General features: G+C 53.5%; 11 protein-coding genes and 3 pseudogenes. 5 read left to right on the forward strand and 9 right to left on the reverse strand.

The window, feature by feature from the left end; translation table 11 throughout:
- Window positions 1-552: 552 nt before the first annotated feature.
- Genes BLU46_RS05900 through sctJ form a run of 3 tightly spaced genes read left to right on the forward strand, consistent with a single transcriptional unit; the run spans window position 553 to window position 1939 of the window.
- Window positions 553-780 carry a hypothetical protein gene (locus BLU46_RS05900; RefSeq protein ID WP_093199734.1) on the forward strand — a complete coding sequence of 76 codons (228 nt, stop codon included), beginning with the start codon at window positions 553-555 and terminating at the stop codon, window positions 778-780.
- A 54-nt stretch (window positions 781-834) separates the two neighbouring features.
- Window positions 835-1179 (forward strand): EscI/YscI/HrpB family type III secretion system inner rod protein, encoded by a 345-nt coding sequence (locus tag BLU46_RS05905; RefSeq protein ID WP_093199737.1) that lies wholly within the window; start codon window positions 835-837, stop codon window positions 1177-1179.
- The gene (gene sctJ / locus BLU46_RS05910) at window positions 1148-1939 is read left to right on the forward strand and encodes a type III secretion system inner membrane ring lipoprotein SctJ (RefSeq protein WP_093199739.1); all 792 of its coding nucleotides are present in this window, start codon (window positions 1148-1150) and stop codon (window positions 1937-1939) included. The genes BLU46_RS05905 and sctJ overlap by 32 nt, the downstream gene beginning before the upstream one ends.
- Before the next feature lie 1369 nt (window positions 1940-3308).
- On the opposite strand, the pseudogene tnpC reads toward sctJ, so the two are convergent.
- The 4 genes and pseudogenes from tnpC to BLU46_RS33175 form a co-directional block, all read right to left on the reverse strand.
- Window positions 3309-4787, reverse strand: a pseudogene (tnpC, locus tag BLU46_RS05920) (IS66 family transposase).
- A gap of 63 nt (window positions 4788-4850) precedes the next feature.
- Window positions 4851-5186: an IS66 family insertion sequence element accessory protein TnpB gene (gene tnpB, locus BLU46_RS05925; RefSeq protein WP_157721283.1), complete on the reverse strand. Its 336-nt coding sequence runs from the start codon at window positions 5184-5186 to the stop codon at window positions 4851-4853.
- A gap of 187 nt (window positions 5187-5373) precedes the next feature.
- Window positions 5374-5502: a transposase gene (locus tag BLU46_RS05930; protein WP_093199742.1), complete on the reverse strand. Its 129-nt coding sequence runs from the start codon at window positions 5500-5502 to the stop codon at window positions 5374-5376.
- Between the two features lie 77 nt (window positions 5503-5579).
- A pseudogene (locus BLU46_RS33175) lies at window positions 5580-6123 on the reverse strand (IS66 family transposase); the annotation flags it as partial.
- 1539 nt (window positions 6124-7662) lie between these two features.
- Between BLU46_RS33175 and BLU46_RS05940 the strand changes: the two are divergent.
- Window positions 7663-11010, forward strand: coding sequence for a hypothetical protein (locus BLU46_RS05940; protein WP_157721284.1), 3348 nt, complete (start codon window positions 7663-7665; stop codon window positions 11008-11010).
- 745 nt (window positions 11011-11755) lie between these two features.
- A pseudogene (locus tag BLU46_RS33690) lies at window positions 11756-12543 on the forward strand (IS66 family transposase); the annotation flags it as partial.
- 1743 nt (window positions 12544-14286) lie between these two features.
- Here BLU46_RS33690 and BLU46_RS05955 read toward each other — a convergent pair.
- The 5 genes from BLU46_RS05955 to BLU46_RS05975 all read right to left on the reverse strand — a co-directional run bounded on the left by BLU46_RS05955 (window position 14287) and on the right by BLU46_RS05975 (window position 21940).
- The gene (locus tag BLU46_RS05955) at window positions 14287-16011 is read right to left on the reverse strand and encodes a TolC family protein (RefSeq protein ID WP_231988876.1); all 1725 of its coding nucleotides are present in this window, start codon (window positions 16009-16011) and stop codon (window positions 14287-14289) included.
- 2 nt (window positions 16012-16013) lie between these two features.
- On the reverse strand, window positions 16014-17192 hold the full coding sequence (locus tag BLU46_RS05960) for an HlyD family type I secretion periplasmic adaptor subunit (protein ID WP_231988877.1): 1179 nt from the start codon (window positions 17190-17192) through the stop codon (window positions 16014-16016).
- 59 nt (window positions 17193-17251) lie between these two features.
- The gene (locus BLU46_RS05965) at window positions 17252-19615 is read right to left on the reverse strand and encodes a type I secretion system permease/ATPase (RefSeq protein ID WP_093199760.1); all 2364 of its coding nucleotides are present in this window, start codon (window positions 19613-19615) and stop codon (window positions 17252-17254) included.
- Window positions 19616-19814: 199 nt separating this feature from the next.
- Window positions 19815-20744 carry an OmpA family protein gene (locus tag BLU46_RS05970; protein ID WP_231988878.1) on the reverse strand — a complete coding sequence of 310 codons (930 nt, stop codon included), beginning with the start codon at window positions 20742-20744 and terminating at the stop codon, window positions 19815-19817.
- Between the two features lie 263 nt (window positions 20745-21007).
- On the reverse strand, window positions 21008-21940 hold the full coding sequence (locus tag BLU46_RS05975; RefSeq protein ID WP_093199764.1) for an OmpA family protein: 933 nt from the start codon (window positions 21938-21940) through the stop codon (window positions 21008-21010).
- Window positions 21941-22063 lie beyond the last annotated feature (123 nt).

A 22063-nucleotide genomic window follows, 5' to 3' on the forward strand; every position in this document is an offset into this window, starting at 1 on the left:
AGCAACGACACGGCGCCGTATACGGAACCCATTGCACCATCAAAGCTAAGGCTCAAGCCTATACGAGCTCAGGCTACGCTTTCGGCTCCTTCAGACCGCCGACCACTTCTGCCTCAGCAGCGTTCTACCAATTCCAACTGCTGGCATACTTCGCCCTTGAACTAGCACCCGACGATGTCTGGCCAAACTTAGGTGCCGTACAACGTGCCTGATCATGCACAGCTGCCGTTGCAGCAAGGCGCTCGTTGAGATTTGTTCATTCCAGCAAGACCACGATTGCTGCAGGAGATCATTTTTAACACCCTTCCGGCACGCACTTGACAGACATTCAAACGCACCAGAAAGGCACCTAGCCAACAGAGTCAAGGAACCGATTATCCTCGTAAATCGGTAGAGAAATCGCTGCACCTTACGCCAGTTAAAGCCCGGAGGAACTCACCGAGTAACGTGCGCATGGAACCAAACTACGCCGTCAGAACACTCATATCTGCGACACGATGATTGTATGCACAATTCATAATCGATAAGTACAGAAAACCAGAGGAGTCAATCATGGCACTTGGAGCTTTACTAGCAGGCGCTGGCATAGCGCAGCAACTAATCGGAAGTCCGAGTCAGGCAGTTGAAGCTAACGCGCTATATAACGAAGCCAGGATCGCCAAGAAATCGATTGAGACGGCGAACAGAAACGCTGAAAACTTAATATCCGATATGGGAACGAAAGCTTCTCAGCAAGCGGCTACCGCAATGGGCCGAAATGCCAGCGCAATAAATTTCTAATTTATCCGCTTAACCCTCCGGCCCTTCCGGGCCGGAGAAACTGAGGTCTCTTTCATGAGTCTAGCAATCTCACGCTCCAATCTCCCAGCTTCGGTGGTATCAACGAATGTCGCTTCGCCCGCAAACCCTGCGGACGCCACCTGGTTTACCATGGCAGCTGACAGTTCCTACCCTGCAACGGGCGTGTTCGAATCCTTGGCTTCACACGCTTTGGCATTGAGTCAAAGACGGCAAGAAACCATGAAGCAACTGAAAACAGCTACCGACACGTCGGTGTCCCCAATTCAAATCCATCAGAGTACCCGCGCGCTTTCTGCCTATTATTTGGACAGCGTCCTAACAGCCAAAATTATCGGTAAGGCCGCCAATGCATTGGAGAAAATCACTAACCTCCAATAAGCCCGTTAAGACGTGGCAACGGACGTTATGCTGTCTGTTATTCCTAGGTTTGAGCGCCTGCAGCGATCAGGTCGAATTGTACGTCGACTTAACCGAGTTGCAGGCCAACGTCATGGTTACAGAACTGGCTAGCAAAAACATTGAAAGTTACAAAACCTCGCATAAAAAAGGCATTAGCGTGTCGGTCAAGCGCCATGATTTTCCCTCTGCAATTCGCACCCTCAGCGCGATCGGGTTGCCTAGTCAGGCACGCAGCAGTTTGGGCGAAGTGTTTCGAAAAGAGGGCATGGTCTCCACCCCGCTGGAGGAGCGCGCCCGCTACATCCACGCGCTGTCGCAAGAATTGGAGACAACCCTTACGCAAATTGAAGGGGTTGCGCTAGCGCGCGTTCACGTGGTACTGGCCGAACGATTAGCTCCAGGACAACCGGTCATGCCCGCTTCCGCCGCGGTTTTCATTAAGCACAGTTCGCAGGTGGATCCGGATGTGCTTAGCCCTCGAGTGCAAAAGATGGTCGCTAGCAGCATTCCTGGCATGGGCGCTTTGGCCCAGACTATTTCGGTTGTCTTTGTACCAGCAGCGCCCACCATCGACGCCACACCTTCGGTGCATTGGGGGCCGTTCTCTTTCACGAACAACCAGATCCGCCTCTGGCGGCAAGTACTCTTTGGTTTGTTGGTGACAACCGCTGTGGCTGCTATGGTAATATTCGCGCACTGGAAACGCCGCCAGTACCAGTTCGAACACCGCAATATATGAAGCTTGCACGTTTTGGACCTCAGTATAAATCTAATTGCCTTGGCACGTTCCATGTCGCTCCTTGCGCGTTAGAGCAGCGCCACATCGGCCATGCGTGTGAACATCCGTCACCCCAAAAATAACTTTGTTTAACACTCGCCAGCATGAACTACTAGTGTAGCTGCGCGGGCAGCCATGAGGGCATTCGCCGAAAGTGCCTTTATGCAGGGAGCGGCTTGACGTTTGACTTAACCGAACTTGTCCGCGGTAGCGCCTGGGTGAGGCTTATCAAAGACGACGAAAATATGAAATTTATTGCCCTCACCCCTGTTGCTACCACCGCCCCACTGAGCCGCCCCGACCCGCATGAACGTCTAGATACGCTCGCACTATGCTTGGCCCATCTGCGCAGCAAATCTGGCTGGAGTTCCGTTACCTCGACATTGATACAAAGCGTGGCGCTACAGTTGCATCAGCAAAGTGAGCGATTGTGTTAGACCTTGGACAACCTAGATTTCATACAGCGCTTACAGTTATTTTGTCACGCGCCCACGCCACATCTGCCACCCGCACTGCGGTGATTTTCATCGCGGGTTACGGATCTGTTCGTGCGCAACCCTGAGCGCTGGGCATCGCATGCAAACGTGTCTCTGTCGACCCCTACTGCCCCTAGCCGCTACAACCTCCCGTCCGACGAAAGCGTTGCCATGGCCGCGATGTGCCGGGACGCAGTGTTGGGCCATTTGGTCACCGAGCTTTCGGAGCGATGCCTAGAGCGACCATCCAGCATGGCGATCAAACGGGGGTGTGCTGGAACTATGCCGTCGATGGTTTACGTGATGCCAAGCTGATCAGTAAGTGTCCGGCTAACACACCTTGCGTAGTCGAACGGACGCAAGCCCGGTATCCTTCATCCCAATCACGGTTACCGACTCTGAGGGCGCATTTTGGCAATATCCATCTATTACACTGCTTGGCGAAAGGCCCCGCTCAGCTCGAACGAGGTAACCGTTATTGAGGAGATTGTTCGTCGCTACTGTGTAGACGATCAAATCGAACGATTCTACTCCCTCGGCTCTGGCCTAAATTGGGAGTCATTCGATTTCTCAACAAACCTGGAGCCGAGTCGTTTTCTAAAGAAGGGCCTCGTGTTTTCGGGCGCCACTAAGCTCCCTGACAACCAAGAAGACGCATCATGGGTTGGCATACAACATTAGTGTAAGTGCTTATCGGACATTCGTATCGCGGTGTCTGGTTGCGAATGGTATGTTTCGGTCGAAGACCATGAAACGCAGTGGAATGCGGTAGTCAACTCGTATGACCCGCCACGATAAGAAAGGGGGTTTCCGTAAGCGCACGTCAACTCACCTTGCGTAATTCAGGCCAGCACTCACTGATGCGGTAGCAGTTGGCCGATCTCACTGGCCCGTTGTGTCGGCAGCCGCGTCAGCACATCTTTGAGATAGGCATACGGATCATGGCCATTCATGCGCGCCGGCTGGATCAGGCTCATGATCACCGCCGCCCGTTTGCCGCTGCGCAGCGACCCGGCTAACAACCAGTTCGAGCGTCCGAGTGCCCATGGCCGTATCTGGCTCTCGACCTAGTTGTTGTCGATGGGGCTGTATTCGAGGGCTTTGGCCGTGGCTGACCCATTGGGCCCAGGTCGCGCTGGGCCAACATCCAGTCATGCAGTGTTTTGCTGATCGCTACCACCATTTCCTGACGTATTCGCCAACGTTCTTCATTGCTCATGTCCCGAGCCTGGCGTTCAACATCGTACAAACCGCCAATCGAGTGCAGCGCCTGTTCGGCCAACTGGCTTTTGTTCGCGACATGCAGGTCGAAGAACTTGCGGGGGGCATAAGCCATGCAGCCGATCTCAGTGATGCCCTTTCTCAAAACCGGCTTTGTAGCCAGCGAAGTCATCGCAGACCAGCTCGCCGTTCCAGTCGCCCAAAAAGTTGCGTGCTTGTTCGCCGGCACGGCTTGGACTGAAGTCGTAAACCACGGCGTTGAGCGTCGAAAACGGCGTCGTGCTGTAGGCCCAGACGTAGGTCCGGTGGGTTTTCTTCTCACCTGGCGCGAGCATTTGTACCGGTGTTTCATCGGCGTGAATCACGCCCTGGTTCTGCACCGCTTCACGCAGTGCATCGACCAGTGGCTGGAGTCGCACACCGGTTTGTCCGACCCACTGGGCCAGGGTCCAGCGAGCAATTGCCAACCCAGCGCGGGCAAAGATTTTCTCCTGCTGGTACAGCGGCAAGTGATCGGCAAATTTGGCCACCATCACGTGGGCCAGCAAGCCAGCAGTCGGGATACCTTTGTCGATAACCTGGGCCGGCACCGGCGCCTGGATCAGTGTTTCTCACTGACGACAGGCCCATTTGCCACGCACATGTTGCTCGACGGTAAACACGCCCGGTGTGTAATCCAGCCTCTCGCTGACGTCTTCACCGATGCGTTGAAGTTTGCAGCCACAGGCACACTGGGTGTTTTCGGGTTCGTGGCGAATCACCGTGCATGGAAACTGCGGCGGCAATGGTGCACGCTTGGGAGATTGCCGTGGTTCGGCCGGTGGCGCAGCTGGGAGGAGCTGTTTTAGCTCGGCCTCAATTGCTTCAAGGTCTGTGTCGAGCAGGTCATCTAGCAAGCTGCCTTGCGCCGGGCTGATTTGCTCCCTGCGCTTGGCGAACTTGTGGCGTTTGAGAAGGGCGGTTTCGTAAGTGAGCTGCTCGATGATGCCTCCATCATTCTGAATCTTCTTGTTGCTCATCACCTCGATCTGGGACTGCAACTGCAACGCTTGCGCCGCCAAAGCACGTAGCTTTTTTGGGCTCATCTGGTCGACGTTGGGCGAGGACGTCATGCCGTTGATTGTGCCAGAGCCGACACGGGACGGCGACAAGTAGACCGGCCAAATGGCCGGCGTTTACAGCACAGTAATCCCACCTCCTGCACCGACACGCTGCCAGGGCAGGCCCAGTACCAAGGCCTGAAGCTGTTCGCTGTCGAGTTCGACCTCAGCTCCATGGCGAACGCCCGGCCAGTGGAACTTGCCCTGATTCAGTCGCCGTGCCTCAAGCCAGATACCCACGCCATCATGCACCAGCACCTTAATCCAGTTGGCCCGGCGATTGGCGAAGAGGTAAGCGCAGTGCGGCTTCGCCGCACCGAACACCGCGATAACCCGGGTCAATACTGTCTCCGCGCCGGCGCGCATATCCATCGGTTCGTTGGCCAGCCAGATCGCATCAATGCTGATCATTGAGCGATAGTCCGAATAAACTGCGCGCAGCACTCAGGATCTGAGGTTGGCCACTTCACCGTGATCACTTGCCCGGCCATGGGTAACTCAATGATCACCAACTTTTCCGCTGGCCGTTTAGGAGCAGCCTTCAGCGGGATAAAGGCTGGCAGCGAGTTTGGGGCGAATTGGTCTCGATAGAGCGGCATCATTTGCGGATGACGTTGGCGTTGATGCCGTGACTGATGGCGACACTGAAAACGGTTGCGCCAGGTTGCAGGCATTCCTGAACGACTTGGGCTTTGAATGATGTCGGATAAGAGCTGCGTTCGCGCATGGAAATCCTGGCGATAAGGGTGATCGCGTCCGCTTCAGTGCGCCCAGCGCGTTATATCCAGAGTAGTGCGTAAAAGCAATCCCGTGGCGGCACATCACCTCTTCGAAGCGATGAAGCGGCAGCCGCCCTCATACTTGGTGGTCAACAGCATCGCCAGCACACTCGGACTGGCCATGCTTTTCAATGAGATGAGCCGGCTTGTGCCGAGACCGGCGCGGTTTCGCAGTCTCGGGAACCGTAACTTTCCGAACGTGTTTGATCACCCGGACTTGCATGGACATGATTTCAAACTGATCGATGATCTCCTCGCCAATCGCTTATTTGTGGCAGCCGCAGATGCAGGTCAGTTCATGTTCAGCCAGTTCGTGGATGGCTTCGATAAGAGGCAAATAGGCTGGCAATGGCTTGCGCTAGCACGGCGCTTGAAGGGAGCGACGACGCTCATCAGCGTCTTCGTCGATGACTTCGGCGACGCTTCCTGCTTCGTTGCAAAGGCCAACAGAGGCATAGCAGGATCAGCTGTTTGCTCAGACATTGCGTCCAAGCAAACGCTGGCGAATAGCGCATTTTTTCTTCCAGATGAACAATTCGGCCTTTATTAATTTCGCGCTAAACTAGCATCTGCGCGAGCTATTGCTTGAGCAGCATAAGGTCGTCGGGACGATCTTCAGGCATCGAAATCATACCCTGGATATACCGAATCAGGCCACGAATCGCGGCGTCAAAACCTGATGAGGGCGGTTATACCAGAGGTCAAAACCGATCATGGCGGATGGGCTTCTGAGTAACGGGAGCACAACAGCCGACATCAGTTGAATGCTTTGAATGTTGGGCTCGTCGAGCGTTTACACCTAGCTGCGTCATAAACCCGGCAACCCAATTCGCTCAGCGTCGATGCTCGTACAAATTGATAGGCGTGGATCTGACTCAATCCAAGAAATAGGCCGCTATCCCCCTGCCCCGCTATTCGAACTTGATCAAGGACAAGGGCGTACCTCACATTATTTCACTTCGTGGCGTACCCCACGCCCGGCTATGAGATCGAAGGTACGTTAAGGGCATAGTCGTAGGAACCGTTTCCTTGTTCCTTGCCACTAACTCTTAGCACTTCGGAAAAATCGTCTCGGAGCTCACCAGTGAAATTTCATATTTCGTATTCGTCAACATCCACTAACAGCGCGACGGCCGCTTATACCTCTTTGGATAAGATCCCTCAGCAAGGGCTGCCCATACTAGCCTCCGAGCACCGACCCCGGATATTTTATAAGCTGCGGCGCCGCTATTCTGACACTGGTCATGCGCGATATGCGACGGTTGCTGGATCATCAGCGGCCTTTGTTGAGTATCAGAAATGCCTCCAAGCACGGTTATACAGCACGATTACTTCTACCGAAACGCACTCTCTACGGTCACTGAACAAAAGCCTAGCCTATATTGATATCAAACCGCGCGCGCCAGAACCGCACCAATACCAATACCCAGAGCGCATGATATTAAGTTCGCATGTATCGAGGCCCTCGTAGAAGCAATTATTCAACTGAAGTCTTATTCAGCACTCAGCGCCCCAGTCAAATGTCGAAAAGATGCACGCTCTAAGTTAAATCTTCGAGGATGCCGCTGATATTACAGTCACCTGTAAACACCTAGCGATTGGGTTGATCGATTGGCAGTTAAGATAAGATATACTTACCAGAATAATTAGCGCACCAGAGCAGAACCGATATCGGGATATTTACCTCAAAAATAGCTGCATAGAGTGCACTCATTTTATGAACGACCTCAACACCGCCCAGATTGTCTGTACCATACAGATGACACTGTCTATGTTGAAGGGAAAAAGCATCGCTGCGTCGCTGTGAATACCTCTCAAATTTTCAACAGAGTTACAGAACCTAGACCATCTAAAATCGGTGTGCTTATCACACTCGGAAGTGCTCAGGGTTCGCCAAAAAAAGGCTCAATCAACACCGATTAAATCTGGCCGATAGCGGCTCGCACCAAAAAATCGACGACAACACTGATTTCCCCTTACTTTAATCACTCGATGGGAGTTCCTGGATTCTTTCGCTGCCTGCCTCCCGCTTTAAAAAGTACTTACTATTAACTCGGGCTGTGTTGCCCTCGGTTCCGCCAACCGTTAAATCAACATGAAGGTGAATAATGTATCCAATCAACCCCCAGCCATCATTAGTCAACCCTTCGCCGGGATCTGGAACAGTCGTAAAAACATCACTGCTAACTCAGCCTCCCACGATCGATAACGAACCTGCCTGTTTTTCAAAAACAATCAGTAGTACGGCCTCAGATACTCCTGAGGTTGATTTAGAAAAAATGAAAATGTGGCCAAAAAGGATCAGCACTGTTAACGCAGTAGGTTTAACTGATATAGCCTCAAAGTATCCAGCCGAAGGAGAAAAACTCACAAAGTCACTTGATAAAACATTATTAGTCTTGGATGCCGCAATAAAGAATCTTGCTAACGATAGCGACCCAAGTCCGACTGCAATCAAGAACCTGCTAGGGCAGAATACCCCTGAGGGCATTAATACCAGTAAATCTGAATTGCTAGAAGTATTCAATAAAGTCAGGGAAGAAATCGGTCATCTGAAAAACAATTCTCTAACTAGGCTTTACCTAGTGAGCGGAAGGCATGTAGACGATACACTGGCCGCCGTAAAAGTTGATGACCCCGAAAAAAAAATGATTATTACCCATAGACTATTATCCTCATCCTCCATTAATCAAATACAGACATTTATTCACGAAGCAGTCCATCTCGTTCGGCACTCCGATGATTATCGATACTCACCTCTTAAATATGACATCGACCTGACCGGCAGGAGAATTAACAGGGAAAATACAGAGAGAAGCCTAGATGACCAGCAGAACGTTCTGGCGGAAATGTATCGCAATCCTGAGCAGCAGTTTACAAGAAAAAATCTCGCGGATTTGAAAAAAGGAGGTGGCCCCAAAAGAAGCTATAGCAGTATGGCCAGGGAAGCCGGTGAGCGGCCCTGCTCAGGAACAAAAATCTGTGAACTCGCAAAAAACTCTGAGGGTTTCCGTCGCGCAATAGGACTCAATAACCCAGACTCAATTGCGGCCCTAGCGTCCGCATATGGACGTGACGTTTTACTCCACCACGAGGGTGCAGTAGAGAAAGCGGACTTTCGAGCCTTAACCTCGGATAAAGAAACGGAGATTTATGAGGGGAGGAGTGCTGAGCGAGCTGCACGCCGTGCGTTACGTGAAGCAGAACATCAAGCGAGACTTATGGAACTGCAGCATATAACAGAGCGTGCCTCTCAGCAAATAGAAGATCCTGATAAAATGGATATCCAGACCAAACGCTGGCTGGATTCCGTTATTACCGAAGAGCCACACTCTGACTACTCTGATCAAAACCTTTTACACCAAGAGTTCGCTCAGTTGTTTATACCCTGCGATCCAGACAATGACCTAGAAAACAATGAGCTCGATAAGCTGACACCCCAAATAATGGCAGAGCGTTTCTCTGATACAGCTTTGCTGAATCCTAGCTTTGTCAAACGCTATATACCTGATCAAGATGATACAGATGTTTATAGCGCAATCGAATTCCAGCGCTCTAGGGAAAATTTCCTACACACGCCTACCGTTAGTAACGCGCTAATACTAATCGAGCACCTTCAACACACCTCGCCGCCTATTCAACAAAGTACAATCACCGACCAGGCCCTGCTAAAGCAATTGGCCAAACTAACATTGCTAAGCGATACATCCCGCGGACGCGGGTACGGTGCCGAGGCAGCAGAACCAATGCGCTATGTGGCCACCCTCACCCGCGACCTGCTGCGTCAAGGCCTCCTGAGCCCCGCCCGAACAGCCCAGCTGTGGTTTGGCCAAGCGGGCTGCCCGGCTCAAACCCTATTACCCGTGCGTCTGATCCCGGCCATCGCCCAGGCCAGTAAAGCCGTGTACGTCGAGCTGATGGCAGACGTGCTCGGTCACCCGAGCCTGTCCCAAGTACAATTACAGGCCATCGGTGCTGCGGTCAAAAATCATCTACTGGCACTAAGTAAGATGCCGTTTCTGGGGACCCGGGATGCTCATCAGCGGCTGTTGAGCGAAATGGCCGACGCGGGTCTTCGAATCAGCAAACACCGCAACTGGTTATTCGGCAGCCGTGTCACCGTTCATGCCACAGCACCGGTAAACATGCCATCGGCGCCAGCTAATTACCTGAATACGGTCGATATCGACGCGTTGCACACCAGCCTTGGCTCGCACTTCGACCACTTACAGGCGCTGGACGCACGCGACTCAGCGGGAACCAGCGGAGTGAGCGCTCGTTGGCGGGCATTGCAGCACGATAAGGAGATCCGGCGGCTAGACGCCAACTACAATCTCGAAGTCATCGGCGAGCGCCTCGAGAGTCAGAACCAATGGCTGGCCGACCGATCAAAGTTTCAGAAAAAAACCTATGCTCAAGAAATTCGCCATCAATTGGCCATAGATGAAGAACTGGCGAGCTTACACAGGCGCAATCGCGCTGAAGCATGGGACTTCCAGCGCATTCAGCTTATACAGGCCATCTTGGCCCCAGTGGCGGAAAAGGGTCAGGCGGGTAACCAGCTAAAAGCGATCGAGTCCCGCGCGCACCGGGAGAACACAGCACTCGGGTATTCCAGCGTCAGTTATGGTACTGACCGGGGACTACCCAGCACTTCCGAGCGTCTAGCCGTAAGTGATTCCGCGACAGTGGCAGGCAGCCTGACGCTGCCAAACAGCACCTTTACCCCCTCCTATGAGATTAGCGAGAAAAGCGTCGTGATCCAGGCACTCAACCGTCAGGGCCAACCCATCCGTGTTGAGGTTCCGCCGCCACCAGTGCAGGGCCCGGGAATTATTGTCAATTATCACCGAGGCAGCAGCCCTTCGCCGTTGTTGTCAACAGCGCCCGGCGCCAGAGCACCGACACGGTATCAACCTCCGGTGATCGATGCGCTATACCACCATGAGCGCTCGGGCTTGCCGGTGATGACTTTGAAAAACGCGCGCGGGGACTCCTTCAGCGCAGCATCCTTTATGGGCTTTACTGTGCATGCCGATCAAGGCAAGCGCACTGTCACCTATAACCGCGTTGAGCCAGACATTCGAGCGCAGCAGCGGATACCGCAGCAGACACCGGCTCATTCGGCAACACTAGTACCTCCCGGACAAGATCGTGCGAACACCTCAAGCTCAAGTACGTGGGGACGCGACGTAATGCAAATGGAACGCGAACAGGCGGTCATTGAACGTCGGATGCGTGAAAAGAATCACCTTGCTCAACAAACCCGTGAAACGCAGGTGCGGGAGGAACAGCGGTACTACCAGCAGCAACGGCTTGCGCAGCGGGCTGAGCAGATGCTGATGACCATCCAGCACTCGCAGCTGCAAAAAGATGCGGTGCGGAATCAACGAGTGACTCAGTTGCAAGGCTCAAGCGTATCCGAGCCCCCCGGGGCGCAGGGCAAGAGAGCGTAACAAAAAGCCACGCATCTGACGCCGTCAGGCCTTGGCTGGAATGGACAGCGCGGAGCAAGGGTTGTATACCTTCTAAGCACGCCTTGGGGCTGTTACACATGCGCGCTACCAAAGGGCGCGCATCCTCGTGATTATACGTGCGCAGGCTCCCCCGTGGGCGGCCTCTTAAACGGCACAGGTAATCCGCGCTGGCATTCCGATGCATGGCGATTTCTGCGCAGCAGTTGCTACCTTACTGTTGCAATTGAAGCACATCAGCATAACCATCCTATGGCCCTTGGTTATTACTTGCACTAATGAGAATTCGCTATCGAATTTCAGAATCATATAACCACCTATAGGCATCTGAAACGCTGTTTACACATAAAGCCCTTTTGCTGCCCGATCCCTAGTTAAAATATATGCATAGCTGGATTGAAGAACACCTCTGGTACATTTGAGCCACAACGGGACTGAGCTGCAGAGACAGAGACCACAAAATTTGCCGAAGGCAACAGCCTTTCCCGACGGGATCAACTGAAAGCGCTCAACGAACCCAACATTCAAAGCTTTCAACTGATGTCGCTGTTGCGCTCCCGTTACTCAGGAGCCCATCCGCCATGATCGGTTTTGACCTCTGGTATAACCGCCCTCATCAGGTTTTGACGCCGCGATTCGTGGCCTGATTCGGTATATCCAGGGCATGATTTCGATGCCTGAAGATCGTCCCGACGACCTTATGCTGCTCAAGCAATAGCTCGCGCAGATGCTAGTTTAGCGCGAAATTAATAAAGGCCGAATTGATCATCTGGAAGAAAAAATGCGCTATTCGCCAGCGTTTGCTTGGACGCAGTGTCCGAGCAAACAGCTGATCCTGCTATGCCTTTGTTGGCCTTTGCAACGAAGCAGGAAGCGTCGCCGAAACCATCAACGAAGACGCTGATAAGCGTCGTCGCTCCCTTCAGCGCCGTGCTAGCGCAAGCCATTGCCAGCCTATTTGCCTCGTATCGAAGCCATCCACGAACTGGCTGAACATGACCTGACCTGCATCAGCATCTGCGGCTGCCACAAATAAGCCATTGGCGAGGAGATCATCGATCAGTTTGAAATCATGTCCATGCAAGTCCGGGTGATCAAACACGTTCGTACAGTGAGCAATACAAGCCACGGCTGAGTTTAATGCGCGATAGCCTGTAATACTTTTTGTTTACTCCGCGAGCCGAGCGAGGTCGGGCCTATCGTTCAATTGATGGCTGCCGTGGTGATGTGATGACCACTGATTACGCTGGATATAACGCGCTGGGCGCTCAGTCAGGAGTTGAGCTCCTAGGATACTGGACTCATGTTCGTCGCAAGTTCGCTATAGTTCAGAAAATGCAGCCCAAAGGCAAGATGGGGCGCGAAATCGCATTGAAACATCAACAAGTTTATAGCACCGAACGCGACCCGAAGAGATGCGGTGATGCAGAAACTAAATCCGTTCATCACGGAAGCCTGCCAGTACTAGCGCTATTGAAAAGCCGGATCGAAAAGATGCAGCCACAGGATACCGCCTAGAACGCACCGCGCAATACTATGGGCCGGATCCGGACGAGAACCGCTTGGAGCGCATGGAGCATATGTTTCGTAAATACATCGGTGTCCAGATAGTACTGCACAGGGCAAGATCCAAGAGCCGATTCTTCCTGACGACGATCGGCAAACAGAGTGGCATTGAGCGTGAGCTAAAGAGGTCAGCTAGCGACTTATCAGTTGTCAGAAAGAGCCAGGATATCCTGTCCCAGTTGAAAAATTGGCTGAATGAGTGTGTGTGTGTGTGTGAAACGCAATCCTAATTGACGCCGCAACGCGTGCAGGGAAAGACGGCTTTATATGTAGATATAACTGGAGTTGCTTGGAGGGCTCCATAGACGCTGTTTTTTACCGATCGATAACAACGCTGCCGATGGAGCGCTCGATTTATAATAGTCCGTAGGATTGATCTGTTTAGCGATATATCAAAAGGCGACACCGCCAATGCACAGATCGATAGCCTTACAAGATCGCAAGGATTAAGCAAGGACCCAAGCCCATATGTGGTTACGACACGTATTTGAACGATTGCCGCAAGCTTATCGGTTGACGCTTACAAAGCGCTGTTGCCGCAGAGCTGATCACAGGAGATACTACGATAAACGCCAACTTTGTCCCACGCGTATTGAAAAGAGAAACTAAAGAAATCCTCAGAACAAAAGCGCTGCAGCAGGCATAGATCTATCACTATTACATCTCAAGAAAACATACTCACCCACGCGATGCCACATGAACTGTGCAATTATTCTACCCTTACGCACAACAGGCCAGCTTTCCTAAAAGCCCATCTCTTACAAAATTTATTGGTCGCCATAAACGAACGATATCGAGCCATCTTATCTGGATCTTCAGCGTGTAGGATTACAGTTTACGCTGAAAATTAATCTCTGCGCACTCAAAATGCATACTCCAAAACATGTAAATAAAACCGGTTAATTTACTTGAAAAAATCAAAAATAAAGTTGAATATATTGACCAGCGCACGCTACAAAGGACTAACGATTATATTGCGACCCCTTTCTTCTGGAAGATGAACATACACTATCAGAATATATCATGGACTCAAATGCAATATTAGAAATGACGATCCGCATCTGAAATACAGAAAGCCAAAGTAGGCAGCAATGCATACTGATCCGGATTATATTTAACCAAATAAAAGCTTCTTAAAACACCTCCACCATTCAGAAAAATCATCCAAGCGACTGGATATCGCACTGCCTCTGAAGATAACAAACCAATATTCATATTTTAAAAACCAACTTCACAGGTGATTTTATGATCCAAAGCAGCCGGGCAAACAAGGTGAATTTTAACACCCAAAGTATAGCCATCAACTTCCATGATTACGGCTTAGACAGCCCATAAAATTCATTCTTATCCTTATTTCTACTCCCTACGTATTTTGGTAAACGCGCCCTACCCACCCTCTGCAGATTGGCTGGACTATGTTTATTAAAGCCCTCTTTATTGATTAAGGCAGCATTCACCTTTAGCTGGAATGAAGCTCTTTGTGCTGACGCTGAACCCGCAGATTCAAGCCAAAATTATTGATACCAGCAAAATCCGATTCAACTTTATTTTCAGCTCACTTTGATATTCAGCGAGCAGTACCCGTAAGTAGGTGAGGAGAGAGGATGATTGATCCGCACTGTTGTGATTGAGCCAAAAACAAGAGGCCGTATGTAAATTACGTGGAGTTTTCCCTGACAAGTCAACCCCTTCTTATACACCCCGCAACCAACCTGCTAGCACCCCCGCTCCAGCATACTGCCGCAAGATCGCTTGGTAACCATCAAAGCGATTCGTGACTTCACTCACCCGGTTGCCGTAGTGATCGCTCTCGGCAGACAGCACGTCCAGCAAAGTACGTTTTCCCAAGTGATACCATTGCTCGTAAAAAGCCACGCGAATCCCGTCGGACTCCCCGGTCAGGTCGCGATAGAGTTCAGCACGCTCGAGAAATGTCTTGGCCTCGTGGTTGGCTGTTCGGATGCGGTACTCCAGATCCAACCGCTGCTGCTCAACCTCATGTCGACTGGCTTCGGCTCGCTGTAATGCCGCCCGTTCAGACGCTCGTGTCGAACCACCACGGAAGACGCCCCACGTGACGGCCAGATGGGTTTCCCATGGCTGCTCTTGCCCCAACGCGTCCTCAGCCGTGGATTTGCTCACCACCCAGTTTAGCTGGGGCAGCGAGGCGGAACGCACGACTTTTGCCTGGTACTCTGCAGACTCTGTCTGAGCTTTAGCCTGGCTGATTATCGGGTGATCCTCGGTCAAGGACAGCAGATGATCGAGATTCGCCAAGCGGATATTCCACTCTTTAGTACGAGGTATCATGATCGGCCGCTGACCCACAAGTTTACGTAGGTTTATTTCCGCGTCCTTGGCCCGGGTGTCGGCTGAGTCCCGTGCTGCTTGAGCTTGCAGCAGACGGGCCTTGGCTTGGGTCAATTCACTGGAACGCCCTTTATCCACCGCAACGATGCCGGCCAGCATCTTCACCAATTCATCCATGCGATTTACGTATTGCTGGCTGATGTCGAAAATTATTCGTTGCTTGCCCAGCTCAACCAAAGTATTGGTCACTTCAAAGGCTGAATTTTCCAGTTCTGCCTCAATAGCTGCCGTGGCCGCCGTAGCGAGATGACCGCGGCTTTCGATTGTGTTACGGATCCTGCCCCAGTCGTAGACGGGCGTGACAACATTAAGATTGATTCCGCTACGGGTTTCCTCGCCATTTTCGGATCCGGAGCCGAATTTCTTTGAGCCTGCCGTTGTGCCGAGGTCGACTTGGGGAAACCGCTGGCCCTTGGCTTCGTCGATGTCGGCATTGGCAGCCGCCAGTTCCGCGTGTGCGCGCTGCACCTTTGGGCTGCGCTCGGCGGCTGCCTGGACGGCACGGTGGAATATCCCCCTTAGCTCCGATTCCGAAGGGCCTGAGACATAACCTTGCCTGCCAGCCAGTCGCGCCGTGACAGCAAGCGCTGAAACTCCGGGTACCGCTGCTGAACGAGTCATTGGCGCTGAAGTCGAAACGGGGCTCGATTTAGCCGGAGAACCCTCCATAACCAAGCGACTGTCTACGCGTATTGGCTTCGCACGTGAGGGAGAGACACTTACGGCGTCTGGGTCTGCGATCTTCGAAAACTCCAATATGCCGCTCCCCGACCTCGCCGTCTTGACAACTTTGGCATTGGGTTGCGACTTTGTTTTCGGCATCGACGGTTGTTGCGTTGCAGCAGGCATGGCCCCAATGGTTCCCGCTGACTGCTGCGGCTCAGTTTTCGCATGCGCAACAAATTCCAGTAATTCTTCAGCAGTCACGCTCTCCGAAGCGCTGACCGACAAGCACAGCAATAACGCACCCAACAAAGCTAAACGATTACACGGGGCAAACAGATTCTGAGCCCGCACCTCACGCTGCAGGAATTGATTGGTAGTCATGATTAACGCTCCCGAAACGCTTCGCGAGCCTTGAGCACTGGCTTGAGCAAATAATCTAGGATGGACTTTTCACCCGTGCGGATTTCAACCGACGCAACCATCCCCGGAATGATCGGTAGCGATTTCCCGCCTGCCGTCAGCTCGCTGGTGTGAGTCAACACCAGTACACGGTAATATGTGTCGTCGGGACGGCCCGCTGCCGCTTTCTGATCATCTTTCAAAGTGTCCGGGCTGATGTGTTCAACCGTGCCCTTCAAGCCACCGTAAATGGCATAGTCATATGCGGTGATTTTTACCGTTGCCGGTAAGCCGGGGCGCAAGAACGCTACATCGGAGGGGCGGATTTTACCCTCGACCAACAGCTGTTCTTCAAGCGGCACGATCTCAAGAATGTGCTCGCCAGGTTGAATAACACCGCCAATGGTGCTAACTCGCACGTTTTTAACCGTGCCGCGTACAGGGGCCGTGATGGTTGTGCGATCACGGATGTCGGCACGACCCACAAGGTTTTCGCTGACCTGCGAAAGCTCCAGCTCCAACTTCGCCAGTTCGGAACTGGCCTCAGCCTGGAACTTGTTGATGCGCTCGACAATTTGCGACTTAATATCATTGGCAGAACGCTTAATGCGCAACAGCTCCACTTCCGACATCAGCCCCTTTGCCGCTAACGGTTCGGACAAGCGGATTTCGCGGGAAGACAATGCATAACTGCGTTCCAGCGCGCTGACGCTGTCATTGAGTGAACGCTTGCGTGATTCATAGGCACGCACTTCCTGTGCCATGACCACTGGATCCTGCCTGACCATCTCCTCGAACTCCAGCGGTTGCTGGTAAGCCTCGGAGCGCAAACGGGTAATGGCGGCCTTCAGGCCGATCACCTTTGAAAGCACCTCCCGATAGCTGGATTCAGCACGGGTGGCGTCGATTTTCAACAGTACCTCACCCTTCTCTACGATCGCGCCTTCGCGCACGTTCATCTCAGAGAGGATCCCTCCTTCCAGGCTTTGGATCACCTGTTCGCGGCTCAATGAAATGATCTTGGCTTCGCCCAATGTGATCTCTTCGACGCGCGCAAAACTGGCCCATACCACACCAATGATCAGCACCACCGCAATCAGGTAGATAACCAGTTTGGAACCGGGGGTGGTTTGAGACAGCAGCGATTCCTTCACGTCATTCATGAACGCGGCATCGCCGGGTTCCAGGCTAGCCCTGGCACTTTTACCCCAATATTGCCATATCACAATGCTACCTCCTGCACGGCTGCGGCTGCAGGCGTTGCTAAATGCTTGTCGCCAATCTGATGGCTTTCACCCACCTGGAATGTTGGCGCCGGTTTCGGTGTTGCATCGGTTCCCTGGGGTTTAGCGGGGGCTGCGCGGCGACGGATGGGGCTGGTGGCTGGCGCTTCAGACTTACCAGAGAGTTTCGCGAGGATTTCAGCTTTCGGGCCGTCGGCCACCACCTTGCCGTCGTCCACCACCACGATGCGATCAACTAGAGTCAGCAGCGAGGGACGGTGAGTTACCACCACCAGCGCTTGGCCTTCGGTAGCGCGCTTGAGATGCTCGAGAAACAGCGCTTCAGTTTGCGTGTCCATAGCGCTAGTGGGTTCATCTAGCAGCAACAGTTTTGGCCGGGCCAACAAGCTACGTGCGAGGGATACTAGCTGACGCTGCCCACCCGACAAGCCTTCGCCGGACTCACCGATTGGCAGGTTGATACCCTTGGGATGCTTGGCGGCTACATAATCCAGGCCAGTCAGGCGCAACACTCGCAAAAATTCCTCGGAGGTGGATTCCGGGCGGCCGATCATCACGTTCTCACGCAGCGAACCGTAGAACAGCCGGGCATCTTGGCCCACATAACCAACCGCTTTGCGCCAATCCGCCGGGTCGATCTGGTTAACGTCCAAGCCATCGGTGAACATCTGCCCCTGAGTCGGCGAATACAAACGCGCCATCACCCTCAATAAAGTGGATTTACCGCTACCTATGCGGCCCAAAATTGCCACGCGCTCCCCGGCTGCCACGCTCAGATTTACGTCCTGCAGTACGACCGGGTTGGGTTGCATGTCCGGCGCGGGGTATGAAAAACCTGCGCTCTTGATCGTAATCTGCCCTGAAAGTGAGGGTTTTGGCAGGTATTCACGGGTCGCATCGCGATCCATCGGCATGGCCATCAAACCGTTCAAGGACTTCAAAGCCGCCTTGGCTTGCTGAAAGCGCACAGCCAGACCGATCACTTGCCCCAGCGGCGCTGTCGCGCGACCGGCTAGCATTACCGTAGCGATGAGGGCGCCCATGGTCAGATCGCCGGCGTCAATCAGGTATACGCCGATGATGATCAACACTACGGTTTGCAACTGCTGTAAAAACGCCACCACGCCAGTAGCTATGCTCGACAGAGAACGGGACTTCATCGACGTCGCCGCCGATAACGCACTGAAAGTTTCCCAACGGCGCTGCATATAGGACTCACCGCCGACCGCCTTCAGGGTCTCAAGGCCCTCGACCGACTCTACCAGCACACCTTGCTTGAGCGACGCCTCGCGCATGTTTTCTTGCATGGTGCGCGCCAACGGCCATTGGATGATGATACTGATGATTAGAATTATCGGAATCAACAGCATCGGCACCCAACCCAGCGAACCGCCAATCACGAAAATTACCCCTACGAACATCAATACGAACGGCAAATCGGAAAGCGTGGCCAAGGTGGCCGAGGTGGCGAAGTCGCGTACCGACTCAAACTCGCGTAGCTGATTGGCAAACGAACCAGACGACGCGGGTTTATGCTCCATCTGAATAGACAGCGCCTGACGAAACAGAAGCGTGCCCAAGACCAAGTCGGCTTTCTTGCCTGCCATGTCCAGCAGATGCGCGCGTACATACCGCGCGACGGCCTCGAACATCATGGCCAATGCAACGCCGACGCCCAACGACCATAACGTGACAAACGCCTGGTTCGGTACTACACGGTCGTACACGTTCATGGTGAAGAAAATACTTGCCAGCCCCAGCACGTTGATCAAAACCGCCGCAATGGCCGCGCTGCGGTAGTAGCTGCGATAACGCCACAGTGTGCTGAGCAACCAATGCCCAGCCGGCTGTGGAGTTTCGTCACCGGCGCGCAGGTCGACTTTGGCCAGCGGCTTGACCAGAATTGCGTGGCCGGCGTACATCGCGTCCATGCTGGCCTGGTCCAGTTCGACGGGCTCGCAGCCAATTTCCGGCAGGATCGCTTGGTAGAGAAAAGCCTTCTTGCCATCGTCATCCTTGATCACCGAACGTCCTAGCAAAATGCAGCCCCCCCGCTCTTGACGCAGTAGCACCATCGGCACCAGTTGTATGGGCAACGCCTGTGCACTGCGTTTGACTAGGCCGGCCGATAGGTTGGCGGCGGCCAGTGCTTTGAGCGCAAGCGAAGGCACAAGCAAGCCTCCCTTGGGCAAGCCGGCGGTCAATGCTTCGGCGGATTTGCCTACGGCGTAGTGGTCGCAGATCCAAGACACACTTTGTAGCAGCGTGTCCTGAATCGTTGTCTGGGGTGCAGGCAAAACAGCAGCCTCCACGCTTGAGCCAACAGGCGCATCAGTCGTCATTACAGGTATCCTGAAGTCGGAGCGCCAAGCGGCGATCACGATGGAATAAGGGGGTCATAGGCTGCGCGACAAGTACGGAGTGCCCATTGGTACCCGGTAGGACAATTCTGATTAAAGGCAGCATTCGACAGAATGAGACCTGTCCTAAAAAAAACGCACTGCGACTTGGCGCTGAAGGGGTGGGCGAGGATTGATCGGCTTACAGCTCCACCGGTTTACCCAATTCCACTTTGACCACCACTCGCCGATTGGGCGCATAGCAGGCCGCTTGCCGTATCCGGTTGCCATAACAAGTAAACACCACGGGTTCACGATTGCCAGCGCTGACCGCGCTGATCAGTGATTCGGGAATCCCGCCCGCAATCATCAAATCCTTTAACGTATCGGCCCGGGCCTGCCCCAACAGTTGATTTTCCGCCTCGTCCCCCATAGGGTCGGTATGCCCCACCACTTGAACGTGACGCACCTGTGCATGATCTTCGCGCAGCTCGTCGATCAGACTGCGCACGGTCTTGAGCCCTGCCTCGGATATATCCTGGCGAGAAGAAAGGCCAGAGGCAAACAGCACATCGCTAGACAATTCGTAACGCTTAAAGCGCGACTCATCAACGAGGTATTCGTAATGGCGGCAAGTCTCGACACCGGACGCACGCGATATTGCATGCACCTGGTTGCGCGAGTTGAGCAGTTCACGCTCCGCCTCTTCACGCGCGACCGGTTGCGGGAAGGTGTTGCCATCCTCGCGCACGCGCAAATAGTAGGTTTTACCGCCCTGTAATGTGGCTTGGTACAAGTCGCTACGTTTTCCTTTGTACTCAGGAGTGTCGTTCAGATACGCACCTAGAGTATGCGAGCCCGGTACAAGGCAGAAAACCGAATAACCACCCGGCAACAGGCCAGAATGGAACTCGCGGTCAACATAAACATGCGCGGCGCCTTTACGCTGCACACCCTCTTCCGTTCGGTAATACACCACTTGCGCCTGGTCTTCTCCAATCGGAGGGACGCTGACGTAAGTGTGATCAAAAACTTTGCCCGTCACGCTGGCAATTGGGTCGGCCAATAGGGCTCTGGCGAACAGTGCCGCGCTCAACAGCACCGCGGTTTTTTTCCCGGTTTGCAACATCATGGGCGTGACTCCGCCGTGAGCACCACAACAGCGATGCCGATCATATAATTCAGAAAGAAACCGCAGCCATTTAACGGCTGCGGCTTAGGTGTTGGACTGACGACCTATTAGGCAATAAATAGAATACCGGTAGCACGTGGCGAGGGAGCTTGCTCCCGTGGGGCTGCGCAGCAGGGCCGTTTTCAGGCGTGCGTCACCCTTCCAGCGGGAGCAAGCTCCGTCGCCACATTGACAGCGTTTCTGCTTGATTGACTCGCACGCGCTTACTTGCCGCTGACGTCTACTCGAACCACAACCCGACGGTTTGGTGCATTGCACGCCACTTGCTCGGCTTTGCTGCCGTAACACTCTTCTGTGACGAGGTTATTACTGCCCGCGCTGCTGACGCTGATCGAGGATGCCGTTAAGCCACCATCAACCAACAAGCCACGCACGGTTCGCGCTCGCTTCATGCCCAATGCCTGATTGGCCATATCCGAACCAATCGGGTCGGTGTGGCCGACCACTTCAATACGGTCGAGTACGGCATGCTCGCGGTGCAACTGAGTGATCAACTCACGAATCGCTGTGCGCCCCTTGTAGCTGATATCCCGTTTACCCGACTTACCGAACGCAAACAGCACGTCGCCCGACAACGCATAGTCCTTGAATTGCACAGCTTGCACCTCAGGCAGCGGCAGGTTGTTGCATACCTGAACTTTAGAGGCACGGGAGAGTGCCTGTACTTGGGCCCGGCTACCGACCAGTTCCCGCTCGGCTTCTTCACGGGTCACTCCTTGAGGGGCGCCGTTACCATTTTCCTGTACTCGCAGGAAATAGGTTTTGCCACCTTCCAAGTTGGCAGAGTACAGATCGACGTTTTTGCCGTTATATGCCGGCGCATCATTGAGGTAGGCCCCGAGGGTACGACTCCCTGGTACAACGCAAAACGTACTGAAGCCGCCCGGCAACAGGCCAGTATGGAACTCGCTGTCCACGTAAACGTGAGCGGCTCCTTTCTGTTGCCCCATGCCGCCGGTGCGATAGTAGACCACTTGGGCCTGGCCGTCGGAGACAGGCGCCACAGGGCTATATGAAGTCCCGAAAACGTAACTGGCGACCGTGCCGGGTTGCATTTCTTCCGCGATAGCGACCTGAGAGGCGGCTAGTGCGACACTCAGCACGGCAACGCTAAAGACAGTAAGGTGGTTGAACATGATGATAACTCCACTGCGAACACATACATGCGTTCGCAGCTATTGAGTGAGATTAAGGCTGGAGCGAACCAACCGATTGACGGTGTCAGCCGTGCACGAGACAGGTCTGCGCATGGCGTTCGC

The sequence above is a fragment of the Pseudomonas yamanorum genome (genome assembly GCF_900105735.1).
Lineage (GTDB): Bacteria > Pseudomonadota > Gammaproteobacteria > Pseudomonadales > Pseudomonadaceae > Aquipseudomonas > Aquipseudomonas yamanorum.